This is a genomic window from Streptomyces sp. NPDC088762 (assembly GCF_044750905.1).
GTDB lineage: Bacteria > Actinomycetota > Actinomycetes > Streptomycetales > Streptomycetaceae > Streptomyces.
In genome coordinates, this window is the sequence record NZ_JBIVKT010000008.1 from 295,969 (window position 1) to 312,216 (window position 16,248).

The 16,248-nt window shown below is 72.4% G+C and carries 16 protein-coding genes; 9 read left to right on the top strand and 7 right to left on the bottom strand.

Annotated elements, in window-relative coordinates; genetic code table 11:
- The first annotated feature begins 194 nt into the window (after window positions 1–194).
- The 3 genes from ACIP5M_RS20805 to ACIP5M_RS20815 all read left to right on the top strand — a co-directional run bounded on the left by ACIP5M_RS20805 (window position 195) and on the right by ACIP5M_RS20815 (window position 3,546).
- Window positions 195–1,328: an NAD(P)/FAD-dependent oxidoreductase gene (locus ACIP5M_RS20805; RefSeq protein ID WP_401199034.1), complete on the top strand. Its 1,134-nt coding sequence runs from the start codon at window positions 195–197 to the stop codon at window positions 1,326–1,328.
- Window positions 1,329–1,410: 82 nt separating this feature from the next.
- Complete coding sequence (locus ACIP5M_RS20810; protein ID WP_401199036.1) at window positions 1,411–2,340, top strand: hypothetical protein; 930 nt, start codon at window positions 1,411–1,413, stop codon at window positions 2,338–2,340.
- 27 nt (window positions 2,341–2,367) lie between these two features.
- Window positions 2,368–3,546, top strand: a complete 1,179-nt coding sequence (locus ACIP5M_RS20815; protein ID WP_401199038.1) for a cytochrome P450 — start codon at window positions 2,368–2,370, stop codon at window positions 3,544–3,546.
- Between the two features lie 91 nt (window positions 3,547–3,637).
- Here the strand turns inward: ACIP5M_RS20815 and ACIP5M_RS20820 are convergent, their stop codons facing one another.
- Together ACIP5M_RS20820 and ACIP5M_RS20825 are read right to left on the bottom strand one after the other, a co-directional pair.
- On the bottom strand, window positions 3,638–4,381 hold the full coding sequence (locus tag ACIP5M_RS20820; RefSeq protein ID WP_401199040.1) for a DUF4344 domain-containing metallopeptidase: 744 nt from the start codon (window positions 4,379–4,381) through the stop codon (window positions 3,638–3,640).
- 8 nt (window positions 4,382–4,389) lie between these two features.
- On the bottom strand, window positions 4,390–5,070 hold the full coding sequence (locus tag ACIP5M_RS20825) for a hypothetical protein (protein WP_401199042.1): 681 nt from the start codon (window positions 5,068–5,070) through the stop codon (window positions 4,390–4,392).
- Between the two features lie 146 nt (window positions 5,071–5,216).
- Between ACIP5M_RS20825 and ACIP5M_RS20830 the strand changes: the two genes are divergently transcribed.
- Window positions 5,217–8,489: a tetratricopeptide repeat protein gene (locus ACIP5M_RS20830; RefSeq protein ID WP_401199044.1), complete on the top strand. Its 3,273-nt coding sequence runs from the start codon at window positions 5,217–5,219 to the stop codon at window positions 8,487–8,489.
- A gap of 350 nt (window positions 8,490–8,839) precedes the next feature.
- Here ACIP5M_RS20830 and ACIP5M_RS20835 read toward each other — a convergent pair whose 3' ends face one another.
- Together ACIP5M_RS20835 and mca are read right to left on the bottom strand one after the other, a co-directional pair.
- On the bottom strand, window positions 8,840–9,064 hold the full coding sequence (locus ACIP5M_RS20835; RefSeq protein WP_401199046.1) for a hypothetical protein: 225 nt from the start codon (window positions 9,062–9,064) through the stop codon (window positions 8,840–8,842).
- A 2-nt stretch (window positions 9,065–9,066) separates the two neighbouring features.
- Window positions 9,067–9,948 (bottom strand): mycothiol conjugate amidase Mca, encoded by an 882-nt coding sequence (gene mca, locus ACIP5M_RS20840; RefSeq protein WP_401199047.1) that lies wholly within the window; start codon window positions 9,946–9,948, stop codon window positions 9,067–9,069.
- 120 nt (window positions 9,949–10,068) lie between these two features.
- Here mca and ACIP5M_RS20845 point away from each other — a divergent pair, with 120 nt between their 5' ends.
- Window positions 10,069–10,482, top strand: coding sequence for a DUF4307 domain-containing protein (locus tag ACIP5M_RS20845; RefSeq protein WP_401199049.1), 414 nt, complete (start codon window positions 10,069–10,071; stop codon window positions 10,480–10,482).
- 201 nt (window positions 10,483–10,683) lie between these two features.
- Entirely contained in the window at window positions 10,684–11,181 is a 498-nt protein-coding gene (greA, locus tag ACIP5M_RS20850; RefSeq protein WP_401199051.1) for a transcription elongation factor GreA, read from the top strand.
- A gap of 92 nt (window positions 11,182–11,273) precedes the next feature.
- Here the strand turns inward: greA and ACIP5M_RS20855 are convergent, their stop codons facing one another.
- From ACIP5M_RS20855 to ilvA, 3 genes are all read right to left on the bottom strand, one after another.
- Window positions 11,274–12,140 carry an ABC transporter permease gene (locus ACIP5M_RS20855; RefSeq protein ID WP_401199052.1) on the bottom strand — a complete coding sequence of 289 codons (867 nt, stop codon included), beginning with the start codon at window positions 12,138–12,140 and terminating at the stop codon, window positions 11,274–11,276.
- Window positions 12,137–13,159 carry an ATP-binding cassette domain-containing protein gene (locus ACIP5M_RS20860; protein WP_401199054.1) on the bottom strand — a complete coding sequence of 341 codons (1,023 nt, stop codon included), beginning with the start codon at window positions 13,157–13,159 and terminating at the stop codon, window positions 12,137–12,139. The genes ACIP5M_RS20855 and ACIP5M_RS20860 overlap by 4 nt, the downstream gene beginning before the upstream one ends.
- Window positions 13,160–13,396: 237 nt before the next feature.
- Window positions 13,397–14,629 carry a threonine ammonia-lyase gene (gene ilvA, locus ACIP5M_RS20865; protein ID WP_401199056.1) on the bottom strand — a complete coding sequence of 411 codons (1,233 nt, stop codon included), beginning with the start codon at window positions 14,627–14,629 and terminating at the stop codon, window positions 13,397–13,399.
- Window positions 14,630–14,845: 216 nt separating this feature from the next.
- Here ilvA and ACIP5M_RS20870 point away from each other — a divergent pair, with 216 nt between their 5' ends.
- From ACIP5M_RS20870 to ACIP5M_RS20880, 3 genes are read left to right on the top strand one after another with little or no spacing between them, the layout of a single operon-like run.
- Window positions 14,846–15,367, top strand: coding sequence for a MarR family winged helix-turn-helix transcriptional regulator (locus ACIP5M_RS20870; protein ID WP_401199058.1), 522 nt, complete (start codon window positions 14,846–14,848; stop codon window positions 15,365–15,367).
- Between the two features lie 57 nt (window positions 15,368–15,424).
- The gene (locus ACIP5M_RS20875; protein ID WP_401199060.1) at window positions 15,425–15,862 is read left to right on the top strand and encodes a sigma factor-like helix-turn-helix DNA-binding protein; all 438 of its coding nucleotides are present in this window, start codon (window positions 15,425–15,427) and stop codon (window positions 15,860–15,862) included.
- Window positions 15,859–16,113, top strand: coding sequence for a hypothetical protein (locus ACIP5M_RS20880; RefSeq protein ID WP_401199062.1), 255 nt, complete (start codon window positions 15,859–15,861; stop codon window positions 16,111–16,113). Before ACIP5M_RS20875 ends, ACIP5M_RS20880 begins: the two co-directional genes overlap by 4 nt.
- The last annotated feature ends 135 nt before the right edge of the window (window positions 16,114–16,248 follow it).

Here is a 16,248-nt window from a genome sequence, read left to right on the forward strand (position 1 = left end):
CAGACCATTGGCCGCTCCATCGACCGGGCCACTCGGGGAATTCATTGCGCCCCGGACGGAGACCGTGTTGGTCTGCGTTCATGACCGATTCCGACCTGCTCGTCTCCTGGCGCGAGGCGCCCGCGACGCACCAGCCGGAGTGACGAACCGGGTGCGCCGGCGCGATCAAGCGTGCCCGAAACATGGAGGAGACAGTGAAAACCGTAGGGGTCGTGGGGGCCGGCGTCATCGGAGCCTGCATCGCTTTCAGCCTCGCCCAGCGCGGAATGCGGGTGCACTGCGTGGAGCCCGCGCAGCCCGGCGGCCTGACCACCGATGTCAGCTTCGCGCGGCTGAGTGCCGTTCAGCAGCCGACGTACGCGAGGTTCGAACTGAGCCACACCGGAATGATCGAACACCTCCGGTTCGCCGGGCAGTTCGACTCCGCCCCCTGGTGGCATCCCACCGGAAGCGTCGCCTGGGGTGACGACGAGGAGGGCGGCGGCCACGGCAGCGGCCCGTCCTTCGCGGACGTGGTCCACCGCCTCGCCGCCTGGGGCTATCGGACCGTCTGGTCCGACGCGGCCCGTGTGAACCGCGCCTGGGAGCCGGGCATCGCGTTCCCGCACGCCGGGACCCCGGTCGTGCTGTTCCCGGACGAGGGCTGGATCGACGGGCCGAAGCTGGTCTCCGAGATGCTCGCGGCGGCCGGGGCCACCGGGCGCCTGACGCTGTGGAACGACGCGGTCGGCGGCATCGAGGTCCGCGGCGGAGAAGTGCGGGCCCTGCGCCTCGAAGCCGGCGACCGCATCGAGGTCGACGCCGTCGTCAACGCCGCCGGGCCGCAGGCTCCCACGGTGGCCGCGATGGTCGGTACCGCCCCGCTCGGGGGCGTCGCGACGCGCAGCAGCCTCGTGATCGACCTGCTCACCGACGGCGATCCGGTGCGGCACGTCCTGCGCGGTTCGCAGGCCCACGCCCGGTCGGCGGGGCCGGGGCGCGTGCGGGTGCGGTCCGAGCAGGTCGACGCCCGCCTCCCGGCCGGAGCGCAGGCCGATCCCGGCGACGAGCTCGTCAAGGACCTGCTGGAGCGCGCGTACCGCACGATTCCGGCCCTCGAGTCGGCCACCGTCGACCGGGTGCGCGTCGGTACCGCCGTGTTCCCGGGGGACGGCTTTCCCAGCCTCGGCGCGCTGTCCGCCGTTGCCGGCTACTACGAGGCCTTCGCCAACAGCGGTATCACCCTCGCCCCGTTCATCGGGCGGACCCTGGCCACCCACATCGCCACCGGGGAGATCCACCCGCTGTGGTCCCGATGCTCTCCCGACCGCTTGAGGGCGGCATCGTAAAAACTCCAGAACTTCCAGAACATCCAGACATCCAGACATCCAGAGCATTCCGGCAGCGCCGCACACAGAGCGAGAGGGAAACATGTCCGCATTTCCGGAGCTCCGCGAGCTGATCACGAGCTTCATATCCAAAGAACCCCCCGAGATCCATGAGATACGCACGGGAACCCTTCCCGAGCTGCCCGGGTCCTACGGCCAGTACTTCACCGCCTGGGACTTCTCGAACAGCATCGTTCGCGACTACGCGATGAACCTCTACCAGTTGACGAGGATGGCGACGGACGAGAACCTCTCCGTCGAGAACGTGCTGACGGTCTTCCGCACGCTGGACCCGATCTACAGCACCTTCCTCGGCTACAACGGATTCCCGACCCTGGCGAAGTACGCCGAACAGGTCGGGCAGCCCGCGGACAGCCGCGGTGAGCTCGTGGACCGGCTGGCCACGTTCACCGAATACGCGAACCGGCTCACCGCCTGGTCGCACCATTACTTCCCGTGGGACCTGGGCGAGCACTACCGCTACCCCACGAACGGTGCCTTGGAGCCGCCGGCGTACACCCCGGCGCCGGTCCCGATCGAGGAATCGATCCAGCGGATTCCGGTCAGGCTCACCTGGCAGCCCTTGGGGGTGGAGGTCGAGGCGGAGCTCTACTCCGATCTCAACCAGCAGCTCTGCATGGACGTCCTCAAGTCCCTGCCGTTCACGGTCCTGCAGGACCACGCGGTCGTCAGCGGTGAATCCATGTACGCCTGGGCGCCTTTGGTGAGCGTGGCGCCGACCCCGGTGCGCGAGCGCATCTGCGACGCGCCGGTCGGCCGGCTCCGGTTCAGCCAGGCGACGGGCAACAAGGTCATCGTCCAGTACGGGCCGACCTCGGAGACGCTCAGCAGCCCGGTCCTCGGAAAGGTGATCGACAGCCACACCGACCGGCTCGCCGAGGTCGGCAAGGCCGTATGGGACAGCACGTTCCGCTCGAAGGAGCTCATCTGGCTCACAGTGGAACGTCTCTGACCACGGCCAGGCAGAAAGGTTCAAGGAATGACGACTACGCCGAGCAAACCGACCAGGGACCTCCTGTTCCCCGAACTGGGCGATTCCACCGCGTCGCGGATCGCCTGGTTCCAGCACATGCAGAAGAACGAGCCGTTACGCTTCCGCCCGGAGTACAACCTGTGGGAAGTGTTCCGCTATGACGACGTGCACCACGTACTCAAGAACCCCACCGATTTCTCGGTGACCAACAAGACCCACATGGGGCTGCCGTTCTCCTTCGGCCGGGCCGACATACCGGACCACCGCTATCTGCGAGGGTTCGTCGCACGCTCGTTCCAGCCCGGCAGCATAGAAAAAATGGCGCCCGAGTTCACCGCCATGGTCGACTCGCTCCTGGAGCCCGCCCGCACCTCCGGGAAAATGGAAATGCTCGGCGAGCTCTGCTATCCGATCATGGAGCGAGCCGTCGCCCACATGTTCGGCCTCCGGATCCCCGGCGCCGACCGTTTCCGGGAATGGTCCGACCAGATGTTCGGCCAGCTCATCGGGGTCCGCTCCCCCGACCACGCCGACGTGGTCGGGCTGTTCGAAGAGCAGCTCCGGGAACGCAAGCGCAACCCCGGCGACGACCTCATGAGCGAGCTGCTCGCGGAGCGCCGCAAGGACGGACGGCTGGCCGAGGAAAAGATCGTCCACATGTGCCTTGACCTGGCGACGGCCGGCAACGCACCCCTGGCCCTCATGCTGGGCTACGCCTTCGACCGCTTCTGCCGCGACCCGGAGTTCTTCCAGACCCTGCGGCGCGACCCCTCGCTGATTCCGGGGGCCATCGAGGAGATCCTGCGCTTCGACTTCTCGTGGTTCAACCTGTGGCGCACGGCCCGGCACGACACCGTACTGGGCGGCCGGGAAATCAAGGCCGACCAGTACGTGGTGGTCTGGGACTCGTCGGCGAACTTCGACGAGAGCCACTTCCCCCAGGCCGACCGGTTCGACATCAGGCGCTCCCCCAACCCCCACATGACCTTCGGGCAGGGCATGTACATCTGCCTCGGCCTGCCCCTGGTGCGCGTCCTGGGGCGCGTGGTGCTGGAACGCGTCGTCGCCACCTTCTCCGACATGCGCTCCGACCCGGAGAACCCCATGCGGACCCTGGAGCAGATGAAGGACTACATCGTCTCCCTCGACGTGCTCCTGACCCCGTCGAAGGTTCCCGTCCCCTGACACCCGGCCCGGATCCCCGGGCCGCCCGGCAGGCCGCTCGCACCGGTACGAAGGACCACCGCGAGCGGCCTGCCCGCACGGGCGGAACGGCTCAGCGACGAAGGAGCGGGTCCAGGTCCCGGGTCCAGGTGTCGCGGGTGCGGGCCCACACGGCGGAGCAGCCGGCCCGGGCCGGGGTGGCGAGGTCCGGGTGGCGGACGGGGGCGGCCCCGTAGACGGCGCAGCGGTGGGACTCGGCGCGCGCGGCGGGCGGGGCGTGTTCGTCCGCGGGATCGGCGCCGGGGTCGGCCGCGGCCTCCGCGTCGTAGGAGCGGGCCGCGGTGAGGAGCGCGTGCTCGCCCCCGGGGCCGCCGCGCAGCAGCATCAGCTGGGCGAAGCGGTCGGCGGCGTCCTCCTCGGCGCGGTCGCCCAGTGTCAGGTGCAGGGCGTCCGCGAGGGCGTGGCCCGCCTCGTGGTGGATCGTCTCCCGCACGATCTCGGCGAGGTCCTCCTCCGGCCGGGGAGAGCCCGAGCGCTCGATGAGCTCTCGTTCCCTGGCGAGGTCGTCGTAGCAGAGCTCGATGCGGCGCTCCCCGGGGTCGTAGCCGGTGCCTTCGCCTCCGCAGGAGCGGGCGACGACCGTGACCCGGTGCGGCAGGTCGCCGTACGCGTTGAGCTCGGCGAGGACCGGTTCGGCGAGCGCCCGGTCCTCCAGGAAGCGCCGGTCGTCCCGGTCGCCCGCCGCGGGCTCCTCGTAGCGCAGGACGAAGCCCCTGCCGGGCGGCTGCTCCCCGCATCCGGCCGCCAGCAGGAGGAGGACCGCCGCGCACGCGGCCCTTCGGCGGGTGGTGTTCACGCCCAGGGTCATGCCCGGGTGCAGACGTGGGTGGTGGTACTGCCGCCGGCTTCGATGTGGCGGATGCGCAGGGTGTTCTTCGCGTACTCGACGGACAGCTTCTGGCCGTCGTTCGTGTCGCGGTGGCCCGGCGGCTTCCACGGCAGGGTGAGCAAGACGCCCTCGCCGACCGTCGCGGGGACGGTGAGGGCCTCGCCGCCGGTCAGGCGCTGCACGCCCTTGGGGGCTTCGTACACGTCCAGCACCAGGTGGCCGCCGCGCAGCAGGAAGCCGCCGTGCCAGGTGCCCCCGTCGCCGTCCCATTCGATGGTCCAGCCGCCGTTGCCGCCGCCGTCCGCGTTGACCGTGGCCTTGCCGCGCCCCGTGTCGCCGCGGGGGGTGGTCGATTCGATGGTCCAGCTGCCCTTGACGAAGGCATCGAAGGCCCGGCCGGCGACGGTGGGGCCGGGCGCGGGCGCGGTGGTGGCCGGCGCGGCGGTGGTGGCGGGCGCGGCGGTGCCGGCGGGCGCCGCGGTGGTGGCGGCCGCTCCGGTACCGGGGGCCTCCGGGGCCGGTGGCGCCGCTGCCCGGCTCGGGTCCTTGCCCGAGCAGGCCGCGAGCAGCGATGCCCCGGCGCCGATGGCCAGGTAGCGCAGCGCGTTGCGCCGGCCGATCAGTCGGGCGGCCGTGCGTATGTCTCGTACCGTCACCGGTTTCCCCGTTCACGTTCGCCGTTCATCGGTGAATGTCCGTGGGAGTTCCAACTCCCTCTGAACTAGCTCAGATTCTCTCGCGCTCGTGCCTGTCCCGACGGACACTTGTGACACGTTGCCGGAGCTCTCCGAGGGGGATGCCGATGCGGGACAGCCATCGCAGTGAGGCCGAGCGGCTGTTGGAGCGGGCCGTGGAGGAGGAGGCGCGGCGGGCGGCGGCGGGGGCGCCGGCCGACAGGGCGGTGCTGCTCGCACGGGCCAGGGAGGCACTGGATTCGCTCGCCGCGAGTGCGGCGCCGGAGTACGAGGCGTACGTACGGGCCCTGGACGAGGCGGCGGCCGGTGAGCAGTCCCTCGGCGAGGCCTTCCAGCGCGGCAACTCGGCAACCGCCCTGCTCGCGGCGGCGGTTGCCGCGGCAGCGGCCGTCGGGGCGGATCTCGCGCTCGGCGTGGCGGCCGGCACGGCCCTGACCGCGGGGGCCGTGGCGGGCGTCGCGGGGGCGGTGGCGACGGTCGCGAAGGTGACGGCACTGCACCTGCCGGCCGCGAACCGGCGCGCGGGGGAACGGGGCCGGCCGGGCGGCCCCGAGCAGCTGAAGCTGCAGTGGCTGTCGGCACTGGAGGTGCGCGGCATACGGCCCTTCCTGGAGCAGCAGCGCGCGGTGGCCGCGGCGGCGCGGGCCCCGCGGACCGCGACCCGGACCGCGCCGCCGCTGCGCGGAACGGACCGCAGCGCGGAGGCCCGGCGGCGCAGCGTGCTGGAACAGTCCTTCGGGCAACTCCCCGACCCGGCGGGCCCGTTCGTGGGCCGCAAGGCGGAGCTGACCCGGATCGCGCAGTGGGTGCAGGCGGCCCGGGCCAGCACGGAGACCCGGCCGGTGGTGGTGGTCCTGCACGGGGAGCCGGGGGTCGGCCGTACGGCCCTGGCGCTGCGGACGGCGCACGGGCTGCGGGACCAGTTCCGGGGCGCGTGCGTGGTGGACCTGCGGGGCGGGGACCCGGCCGGTGCGCCGCTGTCGACGCGGGAGGCGCTGCTGCACCTGCTGAACCGGCTCGGCGCTCCCCGCGAGCAGTTGCTGTTCCGCGAGGGGTCCTCGGCGCAGCAGCAGGTGCGGCGCCTCGGCGAGCTCTACCACCAGCACCTCCAGGGGCTGCCGGTGACGGTGGTCCTGGACGACGCGGTGGATGCCGCCCAGGTGCGGCTGCTGGTGCCGGAGCGTTCCGAGAGCCTGGTGCTGGTGACCGCGCGGGAGCCGCTGGAGCTGCCAGCGGACCTGGCGGCATGGGTGTACCAGCTGCCGGTGGAGCGGCTCCCGGAGGCGGAGGCGGCCGAGCTGGTCCGGGCGGCGACGGCCCCGGAGCCGGACACCGCGCCCGGCCTCGCCGTGCACCCGGGCACGGGCCCGGGCACGGGCACGGGCACGGGCACGGGTACGGCTACGGACGAGGCCGTCGCCGCAGCGGTGTCGGCCGCCGTCGAGCTGAGCGGCGGGCTCCCGCTGGCGCTGCGGATGCTCGCGCCGCCGGCCCGCGCGGGCCACGCCCCGGCCGCCGCGGACGGCCATCCGGTCGAGCGCGCCCTGCGGGCCGCCGACGCCCGGCTGCCGGCGCCCGCCCGCCGGCTGTTGCGGCGGCTGCCCCTGGCCGGGCGGGCCTCCCTCGGCGGCGCGGCGGCGGCCGCGCTGGCCGACGTACCGGAGCAGGCGGCGCTGCGCGCCCTCGAGGAGCTGTGGGAGGCCGGGCTGATCGAGCGGGTGCGCGGGCAGCGGTTCCGCATGCACGACGCGGTGCGCGCGTACGCCGCGGCCCGGCTGGCGGCGGAGGAGGACCGTGCGGAGGCCGTGGCGGCCCACGAGCGGCTGATCCGCAACTACGCGCAGCTCGCGGACGCGGTGATCCGGATGGTCGACGGGAAGATGTCGACGCGGGCGAATCAGTTCGGGGGCCACGGTTTCACCTCGCTCGACGCGGCGCTGCGCTGGCTGGACGACGAGTCGAGCTTCATCACGGCGGCGCTGCGGCATTCGGACGGGGTGGACCAGCAGGTGGTGCTGGACCTGCTGGGGGCGCTGTGCGACTTCTGTCTGCTGCGCGGCGACCTGTACCGGCTCGGTGAGATCGACGAGCTGACGCAGGCGGTGGCGGCGGGCCGGCAGGGCGAGCAGGGCCGGCTGGTGCGGTCGGTGCAGTGGCGCACGGGCATCGCCGCGCGGCAGCTGGGCGAGCTGGACAAGGCCCGCACCACGCTGACCTCGGTGGTGGACGGGTACATGGAGGCGCACCAGGAGGCGGGGGCGGCGATGGCCCTGGTCTCGCTCGGGATCACCCTGCACCACCAGGGGAACCTCCCGGAGGCGGCGGCCCGCATCCGCGAGGCGCTGGTGCTCCAGGAGCCGGCGGAGCTGGCGGGCGACCGGGCGTGGGGTCTGCACGCGCTGGCGGCCGTGGAGCGCGACCTGGCGCACCTGGCGGAGGCGGTGCGGCTGCTGGAGCGGTCCCTGGCCCTCCACCGGGAGAGCGAGAGCGTGCACGGCGAGGCGTGGGCGCACTTCCAGCTGGGCCAGGTGTTCCTGCGGGTCGGCGACGTGCCGCGGGCGGAGGCCGAGCTGCGGCTGGCCCTGGACCTGTACGGGCGTACGCGCGACGACCGCGGCGAGGCGTGGGCGCTGACGCAGCTGGGCCGGGCCCGGGTGGTGGACGGGGATCCGGGGCCGGCGCTGGAGCGGCTGCGGGAGGCGCTGGCCCGGCACCGGGAGGCGGAGGACGCGCGCGGCGAGGCGTGGACGCTGTACTACCTGGGGCAGGCGCTGGAGGAGGCGGGCGAGCGCGACCATGCGGTACGGGAGCTGGAGCGGGCCCGGACGATGTTCTCGCGGATGCGGGACGTGTACGGGCTGGCACACGCCCGGCACCATTCGGGCCGGGTGACGCGGGACCAGCGGGCCGCGCAGACGGGGAACCTGAAGAACTCGGGGTTCGCCCGCCAGCTGCTGGTGGACGCGCGTGCGGACTTCCGGCGGATCGGGCTGGCGCACGGCGAGGCGTGGACGTGCCTGGAGCTGGCGGTGGTGGACGCGGGCAACGGCCGGCTCTCGCAGGCGCTGGGCCTGTGCGAGGAGGCGGTGCGGCTGTTCATCTCGTACGGGGACCGGCGCGGGGAGGACTGGGCCCGTTTCCTGCGCTGCACGATGCTGCCGTACGCGACACCGGCCGCCCCGGAGGAGGCGCGGGCGGAGCTGGACCGGCTGGCGCAGGGGCCGCACCCGGCGCGGGACGGCAGGCTGGAGGACTGCCTGGAGACGTACGGGGTGGTCCTGGGCCGGGGCGTGGACCCGGCGGAGGGCTGGCAGGCGTGGCGGCTGGGGCTGGTGCCGAACCTGCACTCGCGGGAGGTCATGGGCGTCCCGATGCCGTGACGCCTGCGGCGAGCCGGCCGGGTGTGGCGGGGCCGGGCTGGGCGGGGGCCCCGTGGTGGGGCGGCTGCGCCGGGGCCCGGTGTGGTGGGCCGCCCTGCGCCCGGGTCGGGTGCGGTGGGGCCGCCCTGCGCCCCGGCCGGGGGTGGTGGGGCCGGCTGCGACGGGGTCGGGCGCGCGCCGGGGCACCTCCTCGGGCGCCGAACGTGGCCAGGGGGCGGACAGTGACGCGGAACAGCGTTCGGCGCCCTGCGGGGGCGCCCCGGCACGCACCCGACCCCGTCACAACCGGCCGCTGGCTCAGCCCGGTCCCTAGGGGGTGCACCCGACCCCGGCGCAACCGGCGGGAAGCCCTAGGGGGCCCGGGTGGCTTCCGGGTTTGCGGAGGCCGGCTCCGGGGTTTCCTCGAAGTCGACCCGGCCCATGTGGCGGCTCATGGACTTCATCAGGAACCACACCCCCAGGGCGAGGGCGGCGAACACGATGAAGCCCAGGATTCCGGGGGTCACCTTGTTCTTGTCGAAGGTGTCTCCGGCCAGCGGGAGGAGCTGGGCGATTGCGGCCTGCGTAGCGCTCATGGCTACACATTCTCCCGGATGCCCGCGAAGAGGTCGGACTCGGGGAGGGAAGTGTCGACGAGCGACTTGGCGAGCTCGTACTCCTCCGTGGGCCAGACCTCCTTCTGGATCTCCATCGGGACGCGGAACCAGCCGCCGTCCGGGTCGATCTGCGTGGCGTGCGCAATGAGGGCCTTGTCGCGGATCTCGAAGAAGTCGGAGCAGGGGACGTGCGTGGTCAGCGTCCGCTCCTTGCGTTCGAACTCCTTCCAGCGCTCCAGCCACTCGCCGTAGGGGGACTCCATGCCGCGTTCGAGGAGCGCCTCGTGCAGGGCGATGGTGCGCGGCTTGTTGAAGCCCTGGTTGTAGTAGAGCTTCTGCGGCTGGTACGCCGGGCCGAATTCGGCCTCCGGGTACTTCTCCGTGTCCGCCGCGCCGTCGAAGGCCACTATCGAGATCTTGTGGGTCATGATGTGGTCGGGGTGCGGGTAGCCGCCGTTCTCGTCGTAGGTGGTGATGACCTGCGGCTTGAAGGCGCGGATCTTCTTCACCAGCTCGCCGGCGGCCTCGTCCACGTCCGCGAGGGCGAAGCAGCCCTCGGGGAGCGGGGGCAGCGGGTCGCCCTCCGGCAGGCCGGAGTCGACGTATCCCAGCCATTCCTGCTCGATGCCGAGGATCTCGCGGGCCTCGTCCATCTCCTTGGCGCGGACCTCGTGGATGTTCTCCTCGATGTACTTGTCACCCTGGAGCTTGGGGTTCAGGACAGAGCCGCGCTCGCCGCCGGTGCAGGTCACGACCAGCACGGGCACCCCCTCGGACACGTACTTGGCCATGGTGGCCGCACCCTTGCTGGACTCGTCGTCGGGGTGGGCGTGTACGGCCATCAGTCGAAGCTGCTCGGTCAAGACGGGATCCTCTGCGATTCGGCGTGACGGTCGACCTCTATATTGACCGAATCGGGGGATGGAAAATTCCGGGGGCGGGTCCACAGGGATCCGGCCCCGCCCTCTCGGAAGGAACGATCGATGAGCGCGGTACGCGAGGGCCTGCCCGAGGGCCGTTACGGCCGGTCGGCGGACGAGCGCGCGGACCGGAAGCTCAAGATCGTCGGGGCTGTGCTGGGTGCCGTGCTGGTGGGCGTGGTCGGCTGGATCGGCTGGGACTACGTCGCCGGGAAGAGCGTCAGCGCCGAGGTGATCAAGTTCCAGGTGGTCTCCGACAACGAGGTGAAGGTGCACCTGGAGGTCCGCAAGGAAGCCTCGGTCACCGGGGTGTGCACGCTGAGCTCGCAGGACAAGGAGCACGGCGAGGTGGGCCGCGCGGACTACACCTTCGCGCAGGCCGAGGGCCGGGTGGACGAGGTGGTCTCCCTCAGGACGACCAGCCGCGCCACGATGATCGAACTGGTCGGCTGTCAGCCTGCGGCCGGCGCGCGCTGAGGGCGTGGGGGCAGCGCCTCGACACGCGCTACGGGGGTGACCGTTTCCGAGCGCGGAGAGTCACTGGGGGCGCATCCGCGACACCCCTGATGACACACTTCATACACATCACGTCCTCCCCCTTTTCCTGCCGAATTGTTAGGCTCGTGGTTTCGCCCGCCACCGGCGGCCTGTAGTCCCCTGTACCGACGAGGAGCACCCGTGACCCAGACGAGCGAAAGCGTCACCTGGCTGACCCAGGCGGCGTACGACCAGCTGAAGGCGGAGCTGGACTACCTCTCTGGTCCCGCACGCACGGAGATCGCCACGAAGATCGCAGCCGCCCGCGAGGAGGGCGACCTGCGCGAGAACGGCGGTTACCACGCGGCCAAGGAGGAGCAGGGCAAGCAGGAGCTGCGCGTGCGCCAGCTGACCCAGCTGCTGGAGAACGCCAAGGTCGGCACCGCCCCCGCGTCCGACGGCGTGGTGGCCCCCGGCACCCTCGTCACGATCGCCTTCGACGGCGACGAGGACGACACCATGGAGTTCCTGCTGGCCTCCCGTGAGTACGCCTCCTCGGACTTCGAGACGTACTCCCCCCAGTCCCCGCTGGGCACCGGTGTGATGGGCAAGGCGATCGGCGAGGACGCCGAGTACGAGCTGCCGAACGGCAAGAAGGCGTCGGTCAAGATCCTCGACGTCAAGCCCTTCACCGGCTGATCACCCCTGATCACCGCTTTTCTCCCGTACGACGATGCCCGGCCGGATTCCTTCTCCGGCCGGGCATCGTCGTCTCTGGTTATGCGTAGGGACTACGCAGTAGCCGACCGGTACTTGCGGACCGAGAGGGTCCGGAAGACCGCGATGATCAGCAGCGACCAGAGCAGGGACGCCGCCACCGGGTGCTGCATCGGCCAGGCCGCCGGGGCCTCGTACCCGGGTGGCAGGTTGCCGAAGAGCTCGCGGGCCGCCTGGACGGTGGCGCTGAAGGGGTTCCACTCCGCGATGTGCCGCAGGAAGGCCGGCATGTTGTCGGAGGGGACGAAGGCGTTCGAGATGAAGGTCAGCGGGAACAGCCAGATCAGCCCGCCCGAGGTCGCCGCCTCCGGGGTGCGGACCGACAGGCCGATCAGGGCGCCGATCCAGGAGAAGGCGTAGCCGAGCAGGAGCAGCAGCGCGAAGCCGGCGAGCACCTCGCCGATGCTCGTGTGGGTGCGCCAGCCGACCAGCAGCGCGACCAGGGCCAGGACGACGAGGGTCAGGGTGGTCTGCACGAGGTCGGCCAGGGTGCGGCCGGTCAGGACCGCTCCGCGCGCCATGGGCAGCGAGCGGAAGCGGTCGATCAGGCCCTTGTGCATGTCGTCCGCGATGCCCGCACCCGCTCCGGCGGTGGCGAAGGTGACGGTCTGGGCGAAGATGCCGGCCATCAGGAACTCGCGGTAGGCGGCGGGTGAGGTGTTGCCGCCGACGCTGATCGAGCCGCCGAAGACGTAGCTGAAGAGGACGACGAACATCACCGGCTGGATCACGCCGAAGATGATCATCTCCGGAATCCGGGACATGCGGATCAGGTTCCGCTTGGCGATCACCAGGGAGTCGCCGACGCCCTGGACGAGGCCGCCGCGCGGGCGGGGCGCGGCCGGTTCCGGGGTCGCGGAGGTGGTGGTCGTGGGGGTCACTGCGCCTTCTCCTTCCGCGCCGCCTTGCGGCCGGCGGGGTGGGCGTCGGCGGGGCCGTCGCCGTTCTCCTCCGCCGCCAGCTCGGCCGCGTGGCCGGTCAGGGAGATGAACACGTCGTCGAGGGTGGGACGGCGCAGCCCGATGTCGTCGATCTCTATGCCCCGGCCGTCCAGCTCGCGGATGACCTCGGCGAGCAGCTTGGCGCCGCCCGCCACGGGCACGGTCAGCTTGCGGGTGTGCTCCTCGTACGTCGTCTCGCCCTTGCCGAAACCTGCGAGCACCTGGCGCGCGGTGGCCACGTGCTCCCGCTCGTGGACGACGACCTCCACCCGCTCCCCACCCGTGCGGGCCTTGAGCTGGTCGGAGGTGCCCCGGGCGATGACCTTGCCGTGGTCGACCACGCAGATGTCGTGCGCGAGGTGGTCGGCCTCCTCCAGGTACTGGGTGGTGAGGAGCAGGGTGGTGCCGCCGGCGACCAGTTCCTGGATGATCCCCCACAGCTGCTGGCGGTTGCGGGGGTCGAGTCCCGTGGTGGGCTCGTCCATGAACATCACGGGCGGGCTGACGACGAGGGCGGCGGCGAGGTCCAGGCGCCTGCGCATGCCGCCGGAGTAGGTCTTGGCGGTTCGGTCGGCGGCGTCGGAGAGGTTGAAGCGGTCGAGGAGTTCGTCGGCCCGGGCCTTCGCCGCCCTGGCCTTCATCTGGTAGAGCCGGCCGACCATCTGGAGGTTCTCACGGCCGGTCAGGTACTCGTCGACGGCGGCGAACTGGCCGGACAGGCCTATCGCGCGCCGGACCTCGTTGGGGTGCTTGAGGACGTCGATGCCGGCGACGACGGCCTTGCCGCTGTCGGGCCGGAGCAGGGTGGTCAGGACGCGCACGGTCGTGGTCTTGCCCGCGCCGTTGGGGCCGAGCAGGCCCAGGACGGTGCCTTCGGGGACATCGAGGTCCACGCCGTCCAGGGCCCGTACATCGCCGAAGGTCTTGACCAGACCTTCGGCGTAGATCGCGCCTGGCATATGGATTCTCCCAGTGTTTTCTGGTGTTTCCTAGGCAAATCGTATGGGCGCCGGGCAGGCCTCGCCCGGCCGAACGGGTGAGGCGTCACCGCTCACGGCGCCCACGTCGACGCTCCCGTCGCCGCTCGCGCCACTCCGCCCCCACCGCCCGGGGGTGCACGCTATCGCGTCATATCGCGTTTCGCCACGGAATACGCGAGGCCGGCTTCCGTCGGCGCCGGTGTCCCGCGCCGCCGGCTAGCTCATCACCCTGTACCCCGCGTTGTGCAGGGAACGCGCGACCTCCTTGCAGTGCTCCGGGCCCTTCGTCTCCAGGTGCAGCTCCACCTCCACCTCGGTGAGCCCGAGCCGCGGGTCGGTCCGTACGTGACTCACGTCCAACACGTTCGCATCCACCACTGACAACACCCCCAGGAGCCCGGCCAGGGCCCCCGGCCGGTCGGCCACGCGCAGCCGCAGCGACAGGTAGCGGCCCGCGGCCGCCATGCCGTGGCGCAGGATGCGCTGGAGGAGCAGGGGATCGACGTTCCCCCCGGACAGGACGGCCACCACCGGCCCGCCGCCGTACAGTTCGGGCTCGCTCAGCAGGGCGGCGACCGTACTGCACCCCGCCGGCTCGACCACCAGCTTGGCCCGCTCCAGGCACAGCAGCAGCGCGCTGGAGAGCGCGTCCTCGGACACCGTGCGCACGTCGTCGAGGAGCTCGCCGATGATCCGGAAGGGCACGTCCCCCGGACGGCCGACCTTGATGCCGTCCGCCATCGTCATCGGATTGTCGATCGACACCGGGTGCCCCACCAGCAGGGAGGGCGGGTAGGCGGCCGCGCCCGCCGCCTGGACGCCGATCACCCTGACGTCCGGCCGCAGCGCCTTCACGGCGACCGCGATCCCGGCCGCGAGACCGCCGCCGCCAATGCCGACGAGGATCGTGCGCACCTCGGGGCACTGCTCCAGGATCTCCAGGCCCACCGTGCCCTGCCCCGCGATGATGTCGCGGTGGTCGAAGGGGTGGATGAACACCGCCCCGGTGCGGTCCGCGTACTCCTGGGCGGCGGCCAGGGTCTCGTCGACGACCTGCCCGTGCATGCGCACCTCGGCGCCGTACTCCTGGGTCGCGGCCACCTTCGGCAGCGGGGCGCCGACGGGCATGAACACCGTGGAGCGGACCCCGAGCAGGGAGGAGGCCAGGGCCACGCCCTGCGCGTGGTTGCCCGCGCTGGCCGCCACGACGCCGGCGGCCCGCTGCTCGGGACGCAGGCCGGCGATGCGCACGTAGGCGCCGCGCAGCTTGAAGGAGCCGGTGCGCTGGAGGTTCTCGCACTTGAGGTGGACCGGGGAGCCGGTGAGCGAGGAGAGGTGCCGGCTGCCCTCCATGGCGGTGACCCGGGAGACGCCGGACAGCATCTTCTGGGCTCCCCGGATGTCGTCGAGGATGACCTGCGGGACGGGCTGCGGCACACGGTAGTTCATGCCGCCAGTCTCGCAGCCGCTCCGCTGCGCGGCGCGCGCGTGGACCGGGCACCGGACCGGGCCGGAGCGAGGGGCGAAATCCGGCCATCCCGGACAGGGTCTCGGTTTCGCTCCACACCCGCCGTATCAGTTCTCAAACGCCCCGTACGAGCCGCCGCACGGCCGCGTACTCTGTCCCCCATCCTTGTCGGACCCACGCGAAGAGAGCCCACGGCCATGCCTTCCACCCAGGCCAATTCCGACCTGCCCACGGCGGTTGAAGCGCCCGCCGGAGGCGGTCTCCTCGACGCGCTCCAGCACCAGGTGGCGGTCTTCGCCCGCCGCGCCGAGCAGACCCGCCTGGGCGGTGTGGGCCAGGCCCGCAACTCCATGGACCGCGCCGCGTACCTGCTCCTCAACCGGCTCGACCTGGAGGGCCCGATGGGCGTCAAGGCGCTCGCCGGAGGCATGGGCATCGACTCCTCCACGGTGACCCGGCAGGTCGCGCCGCTGGTCGACAGCGGCCTGGTCAAGCGGACCTCGCACCCGGAGGACGGGCGGGCCGTGGTGCTCGCGCTGTCCCCGCGGGGGCTGGCGCGGCTGGAGGAGGTCCGCTCTTCGCGGCGCGAGCTGATGGCGCGCGTGACCGAGGGCTGGAGCGAGCAGGAGCGCGAGTCCTTCACCGCCCTGCTGACCCGCTTCAACCTGTCGCTGTCGGAGCTGATGGCGGCTGTCGCGGACGCCGGTCCGGCGTCCTGAGCCGGGCCCTTCCCGCCTCTTGACCGGGGTACTCCCGCTGCCCGCACTATGTGGGCTATGCGGGCGGTCGACCACGGGGGCCAAGGGGCGGTCCCCTATGCGGAGTTCGAGGCCTTCGTCGCGGGTGCGGCGGGGCGGCTCCTGTACGTCGCGGTACTGCTGACCGGCGAACCGGAGTCCGCCCGGCGGTTGTTGGCGGGGGCGCTCGCCCGTACGTACGCGAACTGGCGGCGCCTGCGCGGGGACGACCCGTACGACTTCACCCGCCAGGAGCTGTGCGCCGCGTTCGCCCGCACCGGGTGGCGCCACCACGGGGGTACCGGGGTGCTGGCCCGGCTGGGCCCGCAGGAGCGGCTCGTACTGGTCCTGCGGATCTACGAAGGGGTCGCGGAGGAGGTCACGGCGGCGCAGCTGGGGCTGTCGGCCGAGCGGGTGCGGGTGCTGTGCAACCGGGCCGTCGCCGTGCTGCGGTCCTCCCGGGAGGCGGCGGCGTGAGCGGCTTCCCGGACCGGAAGGAAGCGCAGGTCAGGCAGCTGCTGGAGGGCCCGTACCCGCCGGTCCCGGCCGGCCTGGCCGCCGGCGCGGCGGCCCGCGGCGACCGCCTCCTGCGCCGCCGCCGGATGCTCCGCCGCTTCGGCTGGGCCGTCCTCTTCGCGGCGGCGGTCGCCTTCACGGTCTGGGCCGCCCTCACCCACCCCTGGGCCGTGCCACCGAGCGGGGTCTCGCCTCCGCTGGAGGGCTGGTAACGCGTGCGGCGCCGCCGCCCGGGCCCCCCCCCCCCCCCGGCCCCCCCCCCCCCCGGGGGGCCGCCCCGGGGGGGGGGCCGCCCCGGCGGGGGGGGGGCGGGGGGGCGCAGGGGCGGGGTGTGGGGCCCCCCGCCG

Excerpts from the sequence above, each read along its gene's own strand:
- ACIP5M_RS20810 (WP_401199036.1), top strand. The coding sequence starts at position 1,411 with ATGTCCGCATTTCCGGAGCTCCGCGAGCTGATCACGAGCTTCATATCC.
- ACIP5M_RS20815 (WP_401199038.1), top strand. The coding sequence starts at position 2,368 with ATGACGACTACGCCGAGCAAACCGACCAGGGACCTCCTGTTCCCCGAA.
- ACIP5M_RS20830 (WP_401199044.1), top strand. The coding sequence starts at position 5,217 with ATGCGGGACAGCCATCGCAGTGAGGCCGAGCGGCTGTTGGAGCGGGCC.
- ACIP5M_RS20835 (WP_401199046.1), bottom strand. The coding sequence starts at position 9,064 with ATGAGCGCTACGCAGGCCGCAATCGCCCAGCTCCTCCCGCTGGCCGGA.
- ACIP5M_RS20845 (WP_401199049.1), top strand. The coding sequence starts at position 10,069 with ATGAGCGCGGTACGCGAGGGCCTGCCCGAGGGCCGTTACGGCCGGTCG.
- ACIP5M_RS20860 (WP_401199054.1), bottom strand. The coding sequence starts at position 13,159 with ATGCCAGGCGCGATCTACGCCGAAGGTCTGGTCAAGACCTTCGGCGAT.
- ilvA (WP_401199056.1), bottom strand. The coding sequence starts at position 14,629 with ATGAACTACCGTGTGCCGCAGCCCGTCCCGCAGGTCATCCTCGACGAC.
- ACIP5M_RS20870 (WP_401199058.1), top strand. The coding sequence starts at position 14,846 with ATGCCTTCCACCCAGGCCAATTCCGACCTGCCCACGGCGGTTGAAGCG.
- ACIP5M_RS20875 (WP_401199060.1), top strand. The coding sequence starts at position 15,425 with ATGCGGGCGGTCGACCACGGGGGCCAAGGGGCGGTCCCCTATGCGGAG.